The 16,566-nt window shown below is 62.0% G+C and carries 18 protein-coding genes; 8 read left to right on the plus strand and 10 right to left on the minus strand.

Annotation, left to right across the window (positions count from 1 at the left end; translation table 11 throughout):
* The first annotated feature begins 20 nt into the window (after positions 1-20).
* Together ABEB22_RS01640 and ABEB22_RS01645 are read left to right on the plus strand one after the other, a co-directional pair.
* Positions 21-2,186 carry an RNA degradosome polyphosphate kinase gene (locus ABEB22_RS01640; protein ID WP_339112052.1) on the plus strand — a complete coding sequence of 722 codons (2,166 nt, stop codon included), beginning with the start codon at positions 21-23 and terminating at the stop codon, positions 2,184-2,186.
* A gap of 42 nt (positions 2,187-2,228) precedes the next feature.
* Positions 2,229-3,779 (plus strand): Ppx/GppA family phosphatase, encoded by a 1,551-nt coding sequence (locus ABEB22_RS01645; RefSeq protein WP_350934586.1) that lies wholly within the window; start codon positions 2,229-2,231, stop codon positions 3,777-3,779.
* Positions 3,780-3,781: 2 nt separating this feature from the next.
* On the opposite strand, the gene ABEB22_RS01650 is transcribed toward ABEB22_RS01645, so the two are convergent.
* The 3 genes from ABEB22_RS01650 to ABEB22_RS01660 all read right to left on the minus strand — a co-directional run bounded on the left by ABEB22_RS01650 (position 3,782) and on the right by ABEB22_RS01660 (position 6,178).
* Complete coding sequence (locus tag ABEB22_RS01650; RefSeq protein ID WP_406870692.1) at positions 3,782-4,801, minus strand: endonuclease/exonuclease/phosphatase family protein; 1,020 nt, start codon at positions 4,799-4,801, stop codon at positions 3,782-3,784.
* A gap of 7 nt (positions 4,802-4,808) precedes the next feature.
* Complete coding sequence (locus tag ABEB22_RS01655; RefSeq protein ID WP_339112049.1) at positions 4,809-5,507, minus strand: TerB family tellurite resistance protein; 699 nt, start codon at positions 5,505-5,507, stop codon at positions 4,809-4,811.
* Positions 5,508-5,677: 170 nt separating this feature from the next.
* The gene (locus tag ABEB22_RS01660) at positions 5,678-6,178 is read right to left on the minus strand and encodes an Lrp/AsnC family transcriptional regulator (protein WP_339112048.1); all 501 of its coding nucleotides are present in this window, start codon (positions 6,176-6,178) and stop codon (positions 5,678-5,680) included.
* Between the two features lie 237 nt (positions 6,179-6,415).
* Between ABEB22_RS01660 and trxB the strand changes: the two genes are divergently transcribed.
* Complete coding sequence (gene trxB / locus ABEB22_RS01665; protein ID WP_406870693.1) at positions 6,416-7,369, plus strand: thioredoxin-disulfide reductase; 954 nt, start codon at positions 6,416-6,418, stop codon at positions 7,367-7,369.
* A 202-nt stretch (positions 7,370-7,571) separates the two neighbouring features.
* The gene (locus tag ABEB22_RS01670) at positions 7,572-8,636 is read left to right on the plus strand and encodes a Hint domain-containing protein (RefSeq protein WP_406870694.1); all 1,065 of its coding nucleotides are present in this window, start codon (positions 7,572-7,574) and stop codon (positions 8,634-8,636) included.
* Positions 8,637-8,651: 15 nt separating this feature from the next.
* Here ABEB22_RS01670 and ABEB22_RS01675 read toward each other — a convergent pair whose 3' ends face one another.
* Both ABEB22_RS01675 and ABEB22_RS01680 read right to left on the minus strand, forming a co-directional pair.
* Positions 8,652-8,882: a DUF1150 family protein gene (locus ABEB22_RS01675; protein ID WP_339112045.1), complete on the minus strand. Its 231-nt coding sequence runs from the start codon at positions 8,880-8,882 to the stop codon at positions 8,652-8,654.
* 19 nt (positions 8,883-8,901) lie between these two features.
* Positions 8,902-9,315, minus strand: a complete 414-nt coding sequence (locus ABEB22_RS01680; protein WP_339112044.1) for an Hsp20 family protein — start codon at positions 9,313-9,315, stop codon at positions 8,902-8,904.
* A 233-nt stretch (positions 9,316-9,548) separates the two neighbouring features.
* Between ABEB22_RS01680 and ABEB22_RS01685 the strand changes: the two genes are divergently transcribed.
* The 3 genes from ABEB22_RS01685 to ABEB22_RS01695 all read left to right on the plus strand — a co-directional run bounded on the left by ABEB22_RS01685 (position 9,549) and on the right by ABEB22_RS01695 (position 11,420).
* The gene (locus ABEB22_RS01685) at positions 9,549-9,767 is read left to right on the plus strand and encodes a DUF465 domain-containing protein (protein ID WP_339107863.1); all 219 of its coding nucleotides are present in this window, start codon (positions 9,549-9,551) and stop codon (positions 9,765-9,767) included.
* A 100-nt stretch (positions 9,768-9,867) separates the two neighbouring features.
* Entirely contained in the window at positions 9,868-10,359 is a 492-nt protein-coding gene (gene purE / locus ABEB22_RS01690) for a 5-(carboxyamino)imidazole ribonucleotide mutase (RefSeq protein ID WP_350934594.1), read from the plus strand.
* The gene (locus tag ABEB22_RS01695) at positions 10,356-11,420 is read left to right on the plus strand and encodes a 5-(carboxyamino)imidazole ribonucleotide synthase (protein ID WP_350934597.1); all 1,065 of its coding nucleotides are present in this window, start codon (positions 10,356-10,358) and stop codon (positions 11,418-11,420) included. The genes purE and ABEB22_RS01695 overlap by 4 nt, the downstream gene beginning before the upstream one ends.
* A 33-nt stretch (positions 11,421-11,453) precedes the next feature.
* Here the strand turns inward: ABEB22_RS01695 and ABEB22_RS01700 are convergent, their stop codons facing one another.
* Together ABEB22_RS01700 and ABEB22_RS01705 are read right to left on the minus strand one after the other, a co-directional pair.
* Positions 11,454-12,260 (minus strand): alpha/beta hydrolase, encoded by an 807-nt coding sequence (locus tag ABEB22_RS01700; protein ID WP_350934599.1) that lies wholly within the window; start codon positions 12,258-12,260, stop codon positions 11,454-11,456.
* On the minus strand, positions 12,257-12,856 hold the full coding sequence (locus ABEB22_RS01705) for a 2-hydroxychromene-2-carboxylate isomerase (protein WP_339112041.1): 600 nt from the start codon (positions 12,854-12,856) through the stop codon (positions 12,257-12,259). The genes ABEB22_RS01700 and ABEB22_RS01705 overlap by 4 nt, the downstream gene beginning before the upstream one ends.
* A gap of 121 nt (positions 12,857-12,977) precedes the next feature.
* Between ABEB22_RS01705 and ABEB22_RS01710 the strand changes: the two genes are divergently transcribed.
* Positions 12,978-13,997 (plus strand): ribose-phosphate pyrophosphokinase, encoded by a 1,020-nt coding sequence (locus ABEB22_RS01710; protein WP_339112040.1) that lies wholly within the window; start codon positions 12,978-12,980, stop codon positions 13,995-13,997.
* 61 nt (positions 13,998-14,058) lie between these two features.
* On the opposite strand, the gene ABEB22_RS01715 is transcribed toward ABEB22_RS01710, so the two are convergent.
* Genes ABEB22_RS01715 through ABEB22_RS01725 form a run of 3 tightly spaced genes read right to left on the minus strand, consistent with a single transcriptional unit; the run spans position 14,059 to position 16,562 of the window.
* Positions 14,059-15,144, minus strand: a complete 1,086-nt coding sequence (locus ABEB22_RS01715) for a threonine aldolase family protein (protein ID WP_406870695.1) — start codon at positions 15,142-15,144, stop codon at positions 14,059-14,061.
* The gene (locus ABEB22_RS01720) at positions 15,141-15,593 is read right to left on the minus strand and encodes a YcgN family cysteine cluster protein (protein WP_406870696.1); all 453 of its coding nucleotides are present in this window, start codon (positions 15,591-15,593) and stop codon (positions 15,141-15,143) included. The genes ABEB22_RS01715 and ABEB22_RS01720 overlap by 4 nt, the downstream gene beginning before the upstream one ends.
* 48 nt (positions 15,594-15,641) lie before the next feature.
* Positions 15,642-16,562, minus strand: a complete 921-nt coding sequence (locus ABEB22_RS01725) for a bifunctional riboflavin kinase/FAD synthetase (RefSeq protein WP_406870697.1) — start codon at positions 16,560-16,562, stop codon at positions 15,642-15,644.
* Between the last annotated feature and the right edge of the window lie 4 nt (positions 16,563-16,566).

Here is a 16,566-nt window from a genome sequence, read left to right on the forward strand (position 1 = left end):
CTCAGGGCAATAACCGCGGCATGACACAGGCTGATTTTCTCAAAACCCCGTTTCCTGCGCCCGTCGAGCTTCCCGAAGAGGTTATCTCCGGCCCCGGACGTTTCTTCAACCGCGAGCTGTCATGGCTCGCGTTCAACTGGCGGGTTCTGGAAGAGGCGACCAATCCGCGCGTGCCGCTGCTGGAGCGGCTGCGCTTCGTCTCGATTTCGGCCACGAACCTTGATGAATTCTACACGGTCCGCGTGGCGGGGCTGCGCGAGCTGGTGCGCGAGGGCAACAACCTGCCCTCCCATGACGGCCTGACCCCGCGCGAGCAGCTCCAGCTGATCAATGAGGACGCCCGCCAGTTGATGGATATGCAGCAATCGAGCTGGAACAAGATCCGCGCCGAGCTGGATGAGGCGGGCATCCATGTGGTGACCCGCGCGACCCTGACCGAGGATGACCTCGTCTTCCTGCGCAACCACTTCCTGCAGAAGGTGTTTCCGGTGCTCTCGCCCTTGGCGATCGATCCCGCACATCCCTTCCCCTTCATCCCCAATCTGGGCTTCTGTCTGGCGCTCGAGCTGGAACGCCCGGGCGACAAACGCCGGATGCAGGCGCTTTTGCCGATCCCGCAGCAGATCGACCGCTTTGTGCGCCTGCCCGGCGAGGCGCGGTTCCTGCCGCTCGAGGATGTGCTCCTCCTGCATCTCAACTCGCTCTTCCCCGGCTTCCGCGAGCGCGGCCATTGCGCCTTCCGCGTGCTGCGGGACAGCGACCTCGAGGTCGAGGACGAGGCCGAGGATCTGGTGCGCGAGTTCGAGACGGCCCTCAAACGCCGCCGCCGTGGTCAGGTGATCCGCCTGAAGATCACCGCAGGCGCGCCCGAAAGCCTGCATCAGGTCATCATGGACGAGCTGCATGTGACGCAAGACGAGGTGGTCGAGGTGCGCGGCCTTCTCGGCGTGGCCGATCTGAAAGAGCTGATCATCGACGACCGGCCCGATCTCCTGTGGCCCTCCTTCACGCCGCGCGTCCCCGAGCGCGTGCAGGACCACGAAGGCGATATGTTCGCGGCGATCCGCCAGAAGGATATGCTGCTCCATCACCCTTACGAGACCTTCGACATGGTGGTGCGCTTTCTGACGCAGGCGGCCAATGACCCCAATGTGCTGGCCATCAAGCAGACGCTTTACCGGACCTCCAAGAACTCGCCCATCGTCTCGGCGCTCTGCGAGGCCGCCGAGAACGGCAAATCGGTCACCGCACTGGTAGAGCTGAAGGCGCGCTTCGACGAGGCCGCCAATATCCGCCAGTCGCGCATGCTCGAGCGTGCGGGAGCGCATGTGGTCTACGGGTTCACCAATTACAAGACCCATGCAAAGATCAGCACCGTGGTGCGCCGCGAGGGCGACAGCCTCGTGACCTATACCCATTACGGCACCGGCAACTATCACCCGATCACGGCCAAGATCTATACCGACCTGAGCTTCTTCACCTGTGATGATGCGCTGGGACGCGATGCGACCAAGGTTTTCAACTATCTCTCGGGCTATGTGCAGCCCGAAAATCTCGAGAACCTCGCGATCTCGCCCCATACGTTGAAGCCGCGCCTTCTGGAGATGATCGCCCGCGAGGCGGAATTTGCCAAGGCCGGCAAACCTGCCGAGATCTGGGGCAAGATGAACTCCATCATCGACCCCGAGGTGATCGACGCGCTCTATGCCGCCAGTCAGGCGGGCGTGAAGATCAGCCTCGTGATCCGCGGTATTTGCGGCATCCGCCCCGGCATCAAGGGGCTGTCCGAGAATATCCGCGTGAAATCCATCGTAGGCCGCTATCTGGAACATTCGCGCATCGTCTGTTTCGGCAATGGCCATGGGTTGCCCTCCAAGAAGGCGCGGGTCTTCTTCAGCTCTGCCGACTGGATGGGCCGCAACCTCAACCGCCGTGTCGAGACGCTGGTCGAGGCCACCAACCCCACCGTGAAAGCGCAGATCACCGAGCAGATCATGGCGGCCAACATGGCCGACGAGGCCCAGAGCTGGATCCTGCAACCCGATGGCAAGTTCATCCGCCATCTTCCGGAAGATAACCAGACGCTTTTCAACTGCCACCGCTTCTTCATGGAGAACCCCTCGCTTTCCGGTCGGGGCTCTGCGGGCGCAAGTGACGTTCCAAAGCTTGCCCATAGCTTCGACTAAGCCTAATGTTTGGGCGAAGTTTGTTTAGTCCGGAAGGCTCAGATGGCAGATATAGTGGCCGTCGGTAACAGCACTGACAACGACGAGTGGGATCCCTTTGGCAAACCGCTCTTCGACGACCCCTCGATTCGCGCACTCAGCCGTGTGGGGGTCGTCGATATCGGCTCCAACTCCATCCGGATGGTGGTGTTTGACGGCGCGGCCCGCTCGCCCGCCTATTTCTTCAACGAGAAAGTCATGGCGGGTCTGGGACAGGGGCTCGCCGAAACCGGTCGGTTGAACCCCGAAGGCCGTACACGGGCGCTCACCGCGATGCGCCGTTTTGCTGCGCTCGCCAAGGGCATGAAGGTCAATTCGCTGACCTGCGTGGCCACCGCAGCCATGCGCGATGCCGAGGACGGGCCGGAATTCCACCGCCTGATCGAGAACGAGACCGGCCTGACCATCCATGTGGTCGACGGCCCCGAGGAAGCGCGGCTCTCGGCGCAGGGCGTCCTGTTGGGCTGGCCCGATGCCAATGGTCTCATCTGCGATATCGGCGGCAACTCGATGGAGCTGGCCGAGGTGCGCGACGGCAAGGTCTGGCGGCGGGTCTCCTCGCAGCTGGGCCCCTTCCGTCTGCAGCTGGTGGGTGACCGCGAGGCGCAGATCGCCCATATCAAGGACACCATGCAGCGGCTCGCCGCAGAGGTCGGCACCGGCTACGAACGCATCTATCTGGTGGGCGGCTCGTGGCGCGCAATTGCCCGCATCGATATGGAGCGCGAGAAATACCCCCTCCTGGTGCTTCATGAATACCGTATGACGCCGGAGGCGGTCGGCAAGACCATCGATATGATCGAAAGCGCGGCTCTGTCGGATCTGCGGGCAAGCACGGGGATCGGCTCGGCGCGGATGGATCTGGTGCCCTATGCAGCGCTGGTGCTGCGCGAGCTGGTGGCGGTCTTCCAGCCTGCCGAGATCGATGTCTCGTCCTACGGAATCCGCGAGGGGCTTCTTTACGAACAGATGCCCGACAGGCTACGCAAGCGCGATCCCCTGATCGAGGCCTGTCGCCATGCCGAGCGCCGCGCCGCCCGCATGCCCGGTTTCGGCAAGAAGATGCACAGCTTCATCCAGCCGATCTGGGGCGAGGTGCCGCCCGAAACCTATCGGGTGATCCGCGCCGCCTGCCTTCTGCATGACACGACGTGGCGCACCCATCCCGATTACCGCGCCGATGCCTGTTTCGAGAATGTGACCCGTGCCAATATGGCCGCGCTTTCGCATCCCGAACGGGTGCTGATCGGCCTTGCCCTGCTGCACCGCTACAAGAACAACCGCTCGAACTCGGCCCATCAGGACCTGTTCAAGCTGCTGTCCAAGGACCAGATCCGCGAGGCCGAGATCCTCGGAAAGGCGATGCGCTTCGCGGCGATGTTCTCGATCGATGATCCCGGCGATGCCGGACGTCTGGTCCGCCATCGTGAGGACAAGATCCTCGAGCTGAAACTGACCTCGAAAGGCGCGGAACTCTTTGGCGAGGTAACCGAATCGCGGTTTTCATCGCTGTGCAGCTCGCTCGGTGTCAAAGCGGTGATTACCCAGCCCTGACCCTATGCCCCGCTTTCGGGCGGGGCATGCACCACCAGATCCAGCGAAACCGGATAATGGTCCGATGCCGCCAGCAGCGCGTCGCGCAGTTCCGGATCCCTATAGCAGGCCGGATCATCGAACGGATGCCAGATCCGCCATGCCGGACGGTTGGCGCACAGATCGCCCGACACCATGATGTAATCCACGATCGCCCCGAAATACTGCTGCTCGGCCACCGACCAGAACCGCGCCGAGGCCGGCTGCGCAAGTGTCGGCGCGGTCCCGATCCGCGCATGTGGATCATGCAGAAGATAGTGCCCGGGGCCCAGCTGCCCGGCAATCACCTCGAGCGCCGACTGGCCCAGGATCTCCTCGTATTCATCCAGCCCCGGCCCGTCATTCAGATCTCCCAGCAGGATCACCGATTTACGTTCCTCTAAAAGCTGCTCGACCCGCTCGCGCAGCCAGAGCGATTGCGCCAGCTGCTTGCGACGGTTGCGCAACGCCAGACGGTGCATATTGCTCGCTGTCTCGCCATGGGTGATCTTCGATTTGATATGCACCCCGATCAGATGGAAATCCTGTGCCCCCGCCTGCACCACCGCCTCGAGCGGGGGCTTGTCGAACACATGATCGCCCGAACTCAGTCCGTGGACTTTCGGGACAGGATGCCGTCCGGGCTCGGGCGCGAGCCCCACCCGGACCCGGTCGGGATCATAGAGCAGCGCGATCTCCTGCGCCGTGGTGCTTGCCATGCCATGCAGACAGGCGCGGGTGCGCAGGCCAAAGGCTGCGGCAAACATCTCGAGGCTTACCCGCGTATATCGCCCCACCGCGTCATCGGGCGCCTCGACCACCAGAATGAGATCGGCATCCACCGTCGCCATCACCCGTGCGATGGCCTCCGCCTGCTCCCGTGCGCTCACCTGCCCGTGCCGCATGGGTCGGTCGTCAAAAGCGGGCCTGCCATCCCGATCGAACAGATTGGTGAACCATTCCACATTGTAGGTGGCAATCCGCAGGTTCATATCGCGGGTCATGATGCCCTCAGGCCAGCTCCGGTCGCGCGCGGATCTCTTCCCATGCGCGGTTCAGCGCCACGACACGGTCCTCGGCCAGACGCACAGCCTCCTCGGGCATACCACGTGCAATCGCCCGGTCGGGATGGGCCTCGCGGATCGCCGCCTTCCACGCCCGGCGCACCTCCTCGAGGCTCGCTCCGGGCTCCACCTCCAGCACGGTCCACGGATCAGGATCGGACCCCGCCACATAACTCGCCCGCAGCGCCCGGTAGCAGCACTCCTTCAACCCGAAGATCCGTGCCACTTCCTGCAGGAAAACTTCTTCGTTCTCGTGGAAATCCCCATCGGCCACCGCAATCGCGAACAGCCCCTCGAGCACGTCTTTCAGGACCTGATTGCCCTCACCGAACATCGCCGCGATCTTGCGCGCATAGGCGTCGAACCCCGCCACATCGGTGCGCGCCATGTTGAACACCCGCGCGGCATTGATCTCTTCGTCCTCTGGAATGGAAAAAATCCGCCGGAACGCTTCCACCTCGTTACGGGTCACTTGCCCGTCCGCCTTGGCCATCTTCGCTCCGAGCGCGATGACAGCAATGGTGAAAGCCACCGACCGTTCGGGCGGCGCGCGCAACTGGTCGAACACATCCGACAGCGCCTCCCCCCGTGCGAGGGAAGCGATCGCCGCCGCGATCCGAGACCAGAGTGAAAGAGGCTTGTCCATAAACCCTAGTGTAGCCCGAATTCCGAAAGTTTCACACCGGCAAATTCACACAGCCGGTCACATATCCCTGCGCAAAACAGGCCCTTCCAGCGTCCCTAAATATCCCGGGGTGAATTGGCGGCCCTGCCGCCAAGAGGGGCAGCGCCCCTCCGCCACGGCCTCAACGGCGATCAGGCCTGTTTTGCCAGACGGCTCTCGAGCACATCGAAGGGCACACCCGGCTCGTCCTTTGCGCAACGGATCACCAGCGAGGTCTTTACACTCGCCACGTTTTCTGCCGCGGTCAGATGGCTCATCAGGAAGCTCTGGAACGTCGAGAGATCGGGCGCCACGCATTTCAGGATGAAATCGATCTCGCCATTGAGCATGTGGCACTCGCGCACCAGCGGCCAAGCATTGCAGAGCGCCTCGAACTGGGCCAGATCGGCCTCCGATTGCGAATGCAACCGCACAGAGGCAAAGACCTGCACCTCGAAATTCAGCTCGCGCGGGTTCACATCCGCGTGGTAGCCGCGGATATAACCGGCCTCCTCGAGCGTGCGCACACGGCGCAGGCAAGGCGGTGCCGAGATCCCGACGCGTTTCGCCAGTTCGACATTCGTCATACGACCGTCGGCCTGTAACTCGGCCAGAATCTTCCGGTCGATTTCGTCAAGCTTTGAACTGGCCATGAATACACCTCCGCCTTGCGCCGAAAACTATCGAATATTTCACAGTCGCGCAATAATATTTCACACATTTGACTGCAAGCGCAATCGCGCGACATGCCGCAATGTTTTTCATCACGAAGACGGGTGACAGATCCGCTTCATTCTGCCGCTCTGCCCCGCTCGGGGGTTTTCGTTGCAGGTGGAGGTGTCTATATCCGCAACAAACCCGCTGCAAGACAGGAATCTCAGGAGATCCGCATGTCCGAGACGACCAAGAAAACCAAACTTCTCATCATCGGCTCCGGCCCTGCTGGCTATACCGCAGGCGTCTATGCCTCGCGGGCAATGCTCCAGCCGGTTCTGGTGCAGGGCCTGCAACCGGGCGGCCAGCTGACCATCACGACCGAAGTCGAGAACTGGCCCGGCCACACGGAGGTCCAAGGCCCCGATCTGATGGTTCAGATGGAAGAGCATGCCCGCGCGATGGGCACCGAGATCATCGGTGACTATATCACCTCGCTCGATCTGGGGCAGCGCCCGTTCAAGGCGCATGGCGACTCGGGCACCACCTACGAGGCCGATGCCGTGGTTCTGGCCACCGGCGCACAGGCCAAATGGCTGGGTCTGCCCTCGGAAGACAAGTTCCAGGGCTTCGGCGTCTCGGCCTGCGCCACCTGCGACGGGTTCTTCTATCGCGGCAAGGAAGTTGTGGTCATCGGCGGCGGCAATACCGCGGTGGAAGAGGCGCTGTTCCTCACCAATTTCGCCTCCAAGGTTACGGTGATCCACCGCCGCGACTTCTTCCGTGCCGAGAAGATCCTGCAGGAACGCCTGTTCAAGAACCCCAAGATCGAGGTTGTCTGGAACCACACCGTTGAGGAGGTCCTCGGCACCGAGGCCCCGCTGGGCGTGACCGGCGTGCGCGTCAAATCCACCGCAGACGGTGCCGAGCGCGAGATCCCCTGTGACGGCTTCTTCGTGGCCATCGGCCATGCGCCCGCATCGGAACTGGTGAAAGACCAGCTGAAACTGCAAGATGGCGGCTATGTCTGGGTTGAACCGGGCTCCACCCGCACATCGATCGAAGGCGTGTTCGCGGCAGGCGATCTGACCGATCACACCTATCGTCAGGCCGTTACCTCCGCCGGCATGGGCTGCATGGCGGCGCTTGATGCAGAGCGCTGGCTGGCCGAGCAGGGTCTGGCCGAGTAACACGACTTTGTAAGCGGACAGCGAAAGCCCCCGACCCCAGCGTCGGGGGCTTTTTCGCGCCCAACAATTCAGCATGTTGAAAACACTAGAATTTTACAAAATATACATCTGATATTTAGGTTAGTATGATCACATAAATTAAAGAATTGGCAGGGGCGTAACAGGTAAGCAATCGTGTCCTTTATTACAGTAACGATTTGCTATGTCCGATATAAATTCCTGGGGCTGGTATGCCTCGAGCTTATGGCCCGGTGCCTCCCTCACCGAGCAGAATAACCTCGACACATCCGGTAACGGTCTGTCGGTCGATCCCGACAGCTATGTCGAAGTTACCCTGCATGACGCCGATAACGACGGTTATATCTGGGATGACGACAGCGATGATGTCCACCGGGCCGATGACAACGACACAATCGTCATCGAGGAATTGACGCTCTTTGCGCATGAAATCGCACGCTATTCGAATTCATCCATCACAGTAAACGGAGTCACCTATACCGGCCTTGATATGGAGGTCACGCTTTATACCAACGGCACATGGAGCGCGCGCTTGCTGGATAGCTCGCTACCCAACGGGGTGAACTACCAGAATGTCGACTCGGTCACCCTCGGAACATGGGATGGCGTTGAATATGACGGGGTCACGATCTCGCATATCGATGATCCTTTCGTCTGTTTTGCCGAAAACAGCATGGTGATGACCACCGAAGGGCCGCGACCGGTCGAGACGATCACGACAGATGACAGGCTGATAACGCATGGCGGGCAAGCCGCCGCTGTCGTCTGGGTCGGCTGCCGCACGGTCGTGGCAACCGGCAAGGCCGCACCGATCCGTTTCGGCAAGGGCAGCATCGGCAATCATCGTCCGCTCTACCTCTCCCCCCATCACCGCGTGCTGGTCGGACATCCGGCGCTCGAGGAACTGACAGGCTACTGCCACGGTTTCGTGGCCGCGCGGCATCTATGCGGATTGCACCCCGATATCCGCCCTGCACCGCGCGCGCATATTAACTACTGGCACATCCTGACCGAGTATCACGAGGCGATCATGGCCGAAGGCGCCTGGCTCGAAACTCTCTATCCCGGATCCCAGGCGTGGAACATGCTGGGACCCGCCTGCCATCGCCATATCCATGAGGCGCTACCGCATCCGCAGGATCTGCCGGGAAGCTATGGCCCGCTGGCCTATCCCGACCTACCGGGAAAGATCCGCCGCCAGCTCGGCGCGGATCTGTTATCCGCCGGCAAACGGCAAAGGGCGGCCTGAGGCCGCCCTGTCAACTCAGTGCACCGTAACGGGCGCAAGATCGTTCTGGCGCGCCAGAATGAAAGCCATCTCACGGTCCTTCACCAGCGCCAGCCGCTCGCCATCGGAGGCGTGAAGCGCGTAAAGCTGCTTCACCTCCCCCAGCTGCGCTTTGATATCCTCGGGCAGCTCGCCCGCATCCACGGCACGGATATAGGCGAGACGCTCTGTCTGGTCTTCGGGGGCGAAGTTGAATTTGGTATTCATCACAAGTCCTCCTGCCTGCTTATTTTTTCGAAATCGGAATGGTCTGCACGACCGGATCGGGGATCACGCGGCGCAGATCCACATGCAAGAGCCCGTTCTCCATCGACGCGCCCGCCACCTCGACACCATCGGCCAGCACAAAGCTGCGCTGGAAGGCGCGCGCAGCGATCCCGCGATAGAGATAGATCCGCTCGGAGAGATCATCGCCCTGACGGCCACGGATCACAAGCGCACGGTCTTCCATGGTGATCGACAGGTCATCCTCTCCAAACCCCGCCACCGCCAGCGAGATCCGGTAGCTATCGGGTCCGGACTGTTCGATATTATAGGGCGGATAGGCATCCGATCCGGATTTGGCGGTGCGTTCCACCAGCTGTTCCAGCTGATCAAAGCCCAGCAGATAGGGATGAGATCCAAAGCTCAGTTTCGTCATCAGGCAAGCCCTTTTCAAAGCGACATGCGGTTATCGGGCCCCGCGATCCGGCAACCCCTTCATCTCAATATGGTCAGGCAAAGCGGACACTGCAAGACCCTGCCATGAAAGGATTAACGTCGATTTCCTTCCTGAAATCCGAAAAATCGTGTATTAATAAACGTGAACACCCGCCGAGTCACCCGCATCCGCGGCGCCCCGAGCGGGGTTATAGATATGTTTAGGACGCCATCATGAATGCGCATGTCGAAATGGAACATGAGGAAGTGCTACGGGTAAAGCTCGCGGTGCTGCGTCAGGAACACCGCGATCTGGACGAGGCGATTGCCGCACTTCAGGCGGTGGCGCATTGCGACCAGCTGCGCCTGTCGCGGATGAAACGCCAGAAGCTCCAGCTGAAGGATGAAATCGCGCGGATCGAGGACAAGCTGATCCCCGACATTCTCGCATAATCCAGCCCACATTGCGAAAACACGGGGCTTTCGCCGCCCAAGCCCTTGCCCAGAACGGTGGCGCGCTTATAGTGCGCGCTCAAAGTTTCAGGAGGTACCATTGGGCGTACAAGTCGGAATCATCATGGGGAGCCAGTCGGATTGGCCGACCATGAAGGGCGCAGCACAGATCCTTGATGATCTCGGGGTCAGCTACGAGACGAAAATCGTCTCGGCACATAGAACCCCCGATCGCCTTTGGACCTATGGCAAGACAGCCGTCGAGCGCGGTCTGCAGGTCATCATTGCAGGTGCGGGCGGCGCGGCCCACCTGCCCGGCATGATGGCTTCCAAAACCCGCGTGCCGGTGATCGGCGTGCCGGTGCAGACCAAGGCGCTTTCGGGCGTGGACAGTCTCTATTCCATCCTGCAGATGCCCAAGGGCTACCCCGTGGCAACCATGCCGATCGGTTCGGCCGGGGCGCCCAATGCGGCCCTGATGGCAGCAGGTATTCTGGCGCTTCAGGACCCCGAATTGGCGCAGCGTCTGGACGCTTGGCGCGAGGCGCTTTCGGCCTCAATTCCCGACGAGCCGCAGGACGAACATCTATGACCACCTCGCTTCAACCCGGCGCCACGATCGGTATCCTGGGCGGTGGCCAACTGGGCCGGATGCTCTCGGTCGCGGCCTCGCGTCTGGGCTTCAAGACCCACATCTTCGAACCGGGCAGCAACCCGCCCGCAGGCCATGTGGCCGAGACGGTCACCACCGCTTCCTACGAGGATGTCGATGCGCTGCGCGCCTTCGCGCAATCTGTCGATGTGATCACCTACGAGTTCGAGAATATCCCGACCTCGGCGCTGGATATCCTCGAAGCGATCCGTCCGCTGCATCCCAACCGCCGCGCATTGGCCACCTCGCAGGACCGGATCATCGAGAAGAGCTTCCTGAACGAGATCGGCCTGAAGACCGCGCCTTGGGCAAAGGTCACCGATGCCGCAAGTCTTGAGGTCGCGATCGCGGACGTGGGCACGCCCTCGATCCTGAAGACCACCCGTCTGGGCTATGACGGCAAGGGTCAGGCACGGATCATGGCGCCCGAGGAGGCCTCCGAGGCGCTTGCCGCGATGGCAGGGGCCGAGGCTGTGCTCGAAGGGTTCATCGATTTCTCGATGGAAATCTCGGTGATTGCCGCGCGTGGCACCACCGGCGAGGTCGCCTGTTTCGATCCCGGCCAGAACGTGCACAAAAACGGCATCCTGCACACGACCACGGTGCCGGCGCAGATCCCCGAAAGCCTGCGGATGGATGCCGTGCTGATGGCCGCCAAGATCCTCAATACGCTCGATTATGTCGGCGTCATGGGGGTCGAGCTGTTTGTCACCAAGGGCGGGCTGATCGTGAACGAGATCGCGCCGCGCGTGCATAACTCGGGCCACTGGACGCAGGCGGGCTGCACCGTCGACCAGTTCGAGCAGCATATCCGCGCCGTAGCCGGTTGGCCGCTGGGCGATGGCACGCGTTACGCCGATGTCGAGATGCTCAACCTGATCGGCGATGATGTGCTGCGCGTGCCGGAATTCGCCAAAACGCCGCGTGTGCAGGTGCATCTCTACGGCAAGGCCGAAGCCAAACCGGGCCGCAAGATGGGCCATATCAACAAGGTTCTCTAACCGGAAACGCCGCGCATCAGCGCGGCGTTAGTCTTAGGAGCGGTCGAGATTGACCCCGATCAGATCGGCCAGGCTCTCGGGATGGGTCAGCGGCAGCATATGCCCCGCGCCGGGCACGGTCGCCGTGCCCACATCCTGCATCCGCACCGCCAGCTCGGCACAGACGAGCGGCACCGAGGGATGTGTCTCCTGCCCATGGACCAGAAGCACCGGCGCATCGATTTCCTCGATCCCGTCCGGGCGAAGGATATTGCCCGGATCGGAGAAATTGGCAGCCGCGGCGTTCCCCAGAATGGGCATCTGCGCGACAAACCGGATGCGCTGGTGCTCGGGGAGCGCCTCCCACGGCACACCTGCCCCCCATTGCGCCATGAAGGCTTTCGCCGCCGCCTCATGCTGGCCCGCCGCCAGAAGTGCGCTCAGCGCCGCCTGATCCGCGGCCACCGCATCATATTCGGGTGCGCCCTCGATGGCAGCAAAGAGGATCGGCTCGATCAGCGTCAGGCTGCGGATCGCATGCGGGGCGGCCACTGCCAGCCGCAGGGCTACCGAAGAGCCGAAACTATGCCCGATCAGATCGACGGGCCGGTCGATGAAGCTGGCGGTGATCTGCGTAGCCAGCCGCTCGAACGCCCCCGGCGTTTCGTCATAGGCCCAGTCGCCCGACCGCCCGTGTCCCGGCAGATCGAAGACACGCGCCGAGAGGCGGTCTTCCAAGAGCGCGAAGGACGGCTCCCAAGCGCGGGCATTGCCCAGCATGCAATGGACCGCCAGAGCGGGACGGTCGCCCTGCCCCAGCTGTTCGGAAGAGATGACGACGCCCTGACGTTCGTCGATCATGAAAGCGTCCCCAGATGCGCGTCCAGAAACTCAAGCCGGTCCTGCCCGAAGAAGCGCGCATCCGTATCGGTCACGATATAGAAGGGCGAGCCGAACACACCGGCGGCGACCGCATCCTCGAGATTCTTCTCGTAGGCGATGGCGCCGTCGAACAGCCCTGTCGTCACCAGATTGCCGTCAAAGCCGTTTTCCACCAGCGCCGCGCGGATCAGATCTTCCTCGCCGATATCGCGCCCCTCGGCCCAGCGGGCGCGCGCAATGGCATGGACAAGCCCGCCCAGATCACCACCACCGGCTTTCTGGGCCGCGATGATCGCATAGGAGGCGGGTGCCGCATTGGGCAACGGCACCGAGATATCGGGCATCGGCATGCCAAGCTTCTCGGCCCAGCGGGTGACCTCCTGATTACGGTATTCCATCCGCGAGGGGTGGCGCGCCGCAGGACGGGTGCCTCCGGTGCGGTCGAAAAGCGCCATCAGATCGAGGGGACGATATGTCACACCGGCCCCGTGGCGGCGGGCGATTTCCTCCAGACGCAGCCCCGCGAGATAGGTATAAGGCGAAAAGATCGAGAAGTAGTAATCAATATGTGACATTCGCATGTCTCCCTTGCACCCTTGGATTTGCCCCGAGGCTACCTCGGTGCTAAGGCAGGCGCAATGTAAGCGAATCTCTGCCGTGACCCTTCCCTCGCGGCGCTGCCCGGAGCCAAAGCCCATGTCCGCCATGACTGAACCCAAACTGATCGCCGGTAATGCCAACCGACCGCTGGCCGAAGCCATTGCCCGCCGCATGTCGATGCATCGCGGAATGTCCGTAGGCCTCGTCGATGCCCGCGTCGAGCGTTTCAACGATCAGGAGATCTTCGTGGAGGTCTACGAGAACGTCCGCGGCGAGGACATGTATGTCATCCAGCCAACCTCCAATCCGGCCAATGACAACCTGATGGAACTGCTGATCATGGCCGATGCGCTCAAGCGCTCCTCGGCAGACCGCATCACCGCCGTCATCCCCTATTTCGGCTATGCCCGTCAGGACCGCCGCACCAAGGCCCGCACGCCGATCTCGGCCAAGCTGATCGCCAACCTGCTGACCGAAGCCGGGGTCAACCGCATCCTGACGCTCGATCTGCACGCGACCCAGATCCAGGGCTTCTTCGATATCCCGGTGGACAACCTCTATGCCTCGCCGGTCTTCGCGCTCGATATCATGCACCACTTCAAGGGCAATATGGATGATGTCATGGTCATCTCCCCCGATGTCGGCGGCGTGGCCCGTGCCCGCGAGATCGCCAAGCGCATCGGCGCACCGCTGGCCATCGTCGACAAGCGCCGCGAAAAAGCGGGTGAAGTCGCAGGCATGACCGTAATCGGCGACGTGACCGGCAAGAAATGTATCATCGTGGATGACATCTGCGACACCGCAGGTACCCTGTGCAAGGCCGCGGAAGTGCTGATGGAAGCGGGCGCGACCGAGGTGCATTCCTACATCACCCACGGCGTGCTTTCCGGCCCCGCCGTCGAGCGCGTGTCGAAATCGGTCATGAAATCTCTGGTGATCACCGACTCGATCCAGGCGACCGACGCGGTGAAGAACTGCCCCAATATCCGCATCGTGCCGACCGCACCGATGTTCGCGCAAGCGATCCTGAACACCTGGTCCGGCACCTCGGTTTCCTCGCTCTTCGAAACCGAAACGATCAAGCCGATCTACGAGGGCATGTATAGCCAGTCGTAAGACCGGCCCCTGCCCCCCCTATCGGAAAAGCCCGAAGCGGATGCTTCGGGCTTTTTGCGTTTCAGGCTTCAGAAAATGCCGCCTGGCTGGCGCTCTGGCCGCCCAGATGATCGAGGAAGGCGCCCACCTCCTGCGCGGTCGTGGACCATGAACAGACAAGCCGCGCCGAAATCAGCTCCTCGGGGTCACCGGTTTCCAGATCCTGATCGAAGGGCCAGAGATAGTAATAGGCGCCCTCTCCCATCAGCTTGCGGTGCAGATGGCGCGGCAGCGCCACAAAGACACCGTTTGATTGCACCGGATGCAAAAGGCGGACCGACGGCAATGCCGCAAGCCCCTGCGAGAGCTTATCGGCCATCGCATTGGCATGACGCGCCAGCTCCAGCCAGTAACCCTCTTCGAGATAGGCCAGCATCTGGGCCGCCAGATAGCGGTGCTTGGACATCAGCTGCCCCGCGCGTTTGCGACGGAGTTCGAATTCCTGCGCGCGGGCGGGATCGAAGATCACCACCGCCTCGACCCCCATACACCCGTTCTTGGTGCCGCCGAAGGAGAGCACATCGACGCCTGCCTTCCATGTCATCTCCGCAGGGCTCCCACCCAGCCGCACCAGCGCATTGGCAAAGCGCGCTCCATCCATATGCACAGGCAGATCATGGGCCTTGGCCACATCGCAAAGCGCACGGACCTCTTGCGCGTTATAGACCGTGCCGAATTCGGTGGAATTGGTGATCGAGACCATACCGCGCTGGATATTATGGATCGCCGCCCCCGTATGGCCGATCTTTTGCGCCAGCGTCTCGGGCGTCATCTTGGCATCCTCGCCCTCGACCAGCACGAGCTTGGCCCCATCCGAGAAGAACTCCGGCGCGCCGCATTCGTCTTCCTCGATATGGGCATTGCGATGGCAGAAGATCGCCTCCCACGGATTGGTCAGCAGCGCACAGGAGAGCGCATTGGCCGCAGTGCCGGAGGTCACCAGAAAGACCCGCGCCTCAGGCGCCTCGAACACCTCGCGGATACGGGCCTCGACGGCTTTGGTCAGATCATCGGCGCCATAGGAGCGTGCATGGCCCGCATTGGCAGCCACAAGACCTTCCATGATGCGCGGCGCCACGCCCGATGTATTGTCCGACCCGAAATTCATGACAGATCCTCGATGACGTAATCTTCCCAGTCTTCTTCCGGGACTTCATATTCCGGCACGGTCCAGCCGCGCACGGATTGACCGGCCTCATGCACGGTCTCCTTCGATCCAGATAGAAGGTAGTGCCAGCTTTCCAAGGGCTTGTCCTCGAAGCGCAGCCGATAGGCGCAGGTGCGCGGCATCCAGTAGGCGATCTCGGAGATCGACTCGGGCGTCAGGCGCACACATTCGGGCACGAAATGGTGCCGGATCTCGTATTGCGAGCAGCGGCAGGTCTGGCCATCCAGCAGGCGGCAGGCGACGCGGGTGAACTCCACCTCGTTCGTATCCACAAATTCCAGCTTGTTGAGGCAGCATTTGCCACAACCGTCACAGAGCGCCTCCCATTCGGTCGGGTTCAGATCGCCCAGCGGCAGTTCCCAGAATTTCTTGCGTTTCTTATCAGCCATGGGGCGAGACTCATCCTTTAGGGTAGGAATTGCAATGCGTCGCTTGGCTCAGGCGGTCAAGATCTCGCGTGTTCGGATCACATCCTGATCCATCTGTCTGATCAGATCGGGAATACCGGTGAAGGCCACTTCGGGGCGCAGATATTCGACCAATGCGATCGACAGATGCTGGCCGTAGAGATCGCCTTTGAAATCCAGCAGATTGGTTTCGAGGTTCGGTGTATTGACCCCGAACATCGGCCGCACACCAAGGCTCGCGGCGCCCATATAGCTGCCCTTCTGCGGGCCGGTCATCACATCGACCTTCACCGCATAAACCCCGAGTTTCGGAAGATGCAGCCCGTCAACCGACATATTGGCGGTGGGATAGCCCAGCTCGCGCCCGCGTTTCTCGCCATGGATCACCGCGCCCTCGATCCGGTGTAAATGGCCCAGCATCGCGGCGGCGAGTTCGGGCTGGCCCTCGCTCAGCGCATTGCGGATCGCGGTCGAGGAGACATGCACGCCCTCCACCTCGAGCAGCGGCGCGACGGTCACATCGAAGCCGAATGTCTGCCCGCAGGCTTTCAGCTCCTCGATACCGCCCGCCCGCTTGCGGCCAAAGCGGAAATCGCGTCCCACTGTGACATTGGTCACCCCGAGCGCCTCGGAGAGCACCTCGCGCGCGAAGGTTTCCGGCTCCATCGAGGCCAGCGCCGCATCGAAGGGCAGCGCATAGAGGAAATCGACCCCCAGCTTCTCCAGCCGGTTCCGCCGTGCCTCGGCATTCATCAGGCGGAAGGGCGGATCATCGGGCCGGAAAAATTCGCGCGGATGCGGCTCGAAGGTCAGCACACCCAGCGGCGCACCATCGCGGCGCGCCAGATCGATCACCGACTGGTGCCCCAGATGGACGCCGTCAAAATTGCCCATGGCGATGGAGGCCCCGCGTGCCTCTTCAGGGATCTGCCAGTGGTCGTAAACTCGCATAAGC

This window comes from Thioclava sp. 'Guangxiensis', from assembly GCF_045348365.1.
Classification (GTDB): domain Bacteria; phylum Pseudomonadota; class Alphaproteobacteria; order Rhodobacterales; family Rhodobacteraceae; genus Thioclava; species Thioclava kandeliae.

What these genes read in the sequence shown, in the direction of transcription:
- ABEB22_RS01640 (WP_339112052.1), top strand. Translation starts at nt 21, where the DNA reads ATGACACAGGCTGATTTTCTCAAAACCCCGTTTCCTGCGCCCGTCGAG.
- ABEB22_RS01645 (WP_350934586.1), top strand. Translation starts at nt 2,229, where the DNA reads ATGGCAGATATAGTGGCCGTCGGTAACAGCACTGACAACGACGAGTGG.
- ABEB22_RS01650 (WP_406870692.1), bottom strand. Translation starts at nt 4,801, where the DNA reads ATGACCCGCGATATGAACCTGCGGATTGCCACCTACAATGTGGAATGG.
- ABEB22_RS01655 (WP_339112049.1), bottom strand. Translation starts at nt 5,507, where the DNA reads ATGGACAAGCCTCTTTCACTCTGGTCTCGGATCGCGGCGGCGATCGCT.
- ABEB22_RS01660 (WP_339112048.1), bottom strand. Translation starts at nt 6,178, where the DNA reads ATGGCCAGTTCAAAGCTTGACGAAATCGACCGGAAGATTCTGGCCGAG.
- trxB (WP_406870693.1), top strand. Translation starts at nt 6,416, where the DNA reads ATGTCCGAGACGACCAAGAAAACCAAACTTCTCATCATCGGCTCCGGC.
- ABEB22_RS01670 (WP_406870694.1), top strand. Translation starts at nt 7,572, where the DNA reads ATGTCCGATATAAATTCCTGGGGCTGGTATGCCTCGAGCTTATGGCCC.
- ABEB22_RS01675 (WP_339112045.1), bottom strand. Translation starts at nt 8,882, where the DNA reads ATGAATACCAAATTCAACTTCGCCCCCGAAGACCAGACAGAGCGTCTC.
- ABEB22_RS01680 (WP_339112044.1), bottom strand. Translation starts at nt 9,315, where the DNA reads ATGACGAAACTGAGCTTTGGATCTCATCCCTATCTGCTGGGCTTTGAT.
- ABEB22_RS01685 (WP_339107863.1), top strand. Translation starts at nt 9,549, where the DNA reads ATGAATGCGCATGTCGAAATGGAACATGAGGAAGTGCTACGGGTAAAG.
- ABEB22_RS01695 (WP_350934597.1), top strand. Translation starts at nt 10,356, where the DNA reads ATGACCACCTCGCTTCAACCCGGCGCCACGATCGGTATCCTGGGCGGT.
- ABEB22_RS01700 (WP_350934599.1), bottom strand. Translation starts at nt 12,260, where the DNA reads ATGATCGACGAACGTCAGGGCGTCGTCATCTCTTCCGAACAGCTGGGG.
- ABEB22_RS01705 (WP_339112041.1), bottom strand. Translation starts at nt 12,856, where the DNA reads ATGTCACATATTGATTACTACTTCTCGATCTTTTCGCCTTATACCTAT.
- ABEB22_RS01710 (WP_339112040.1), top strand. Translation starts at nt 12,978, where the DNA reads ATGTCCGCCATGACTGAACCCAAACTGATCGCCGGTAATGCCAACCGA.
- ABEB22_RS01715 (WP_406870695.1), bottom strand. Translation starts at nt 15,144, where the DNA reads ATGAATTTCGGGTCGGACAATACATCGGGCGTGGCGCCGCGCATCATG.
- ABEB22_RS01720 (WP_406870696.1), bottom strand. Translation starts at nt 15,593, where the DNA reads ATGGCTGATAAGAAACGCAAGAAATTCTGGGAACTGCCGCTGGGCGAT.
- ABEB22_RS01725 (WP_406870697.1), bottom strand. Translation starts at nt 16,562, where the DNA reads ATGCGAGTTTACGACCACTGGCAGATCCCTGAAGAGGCACGCGGGGCC.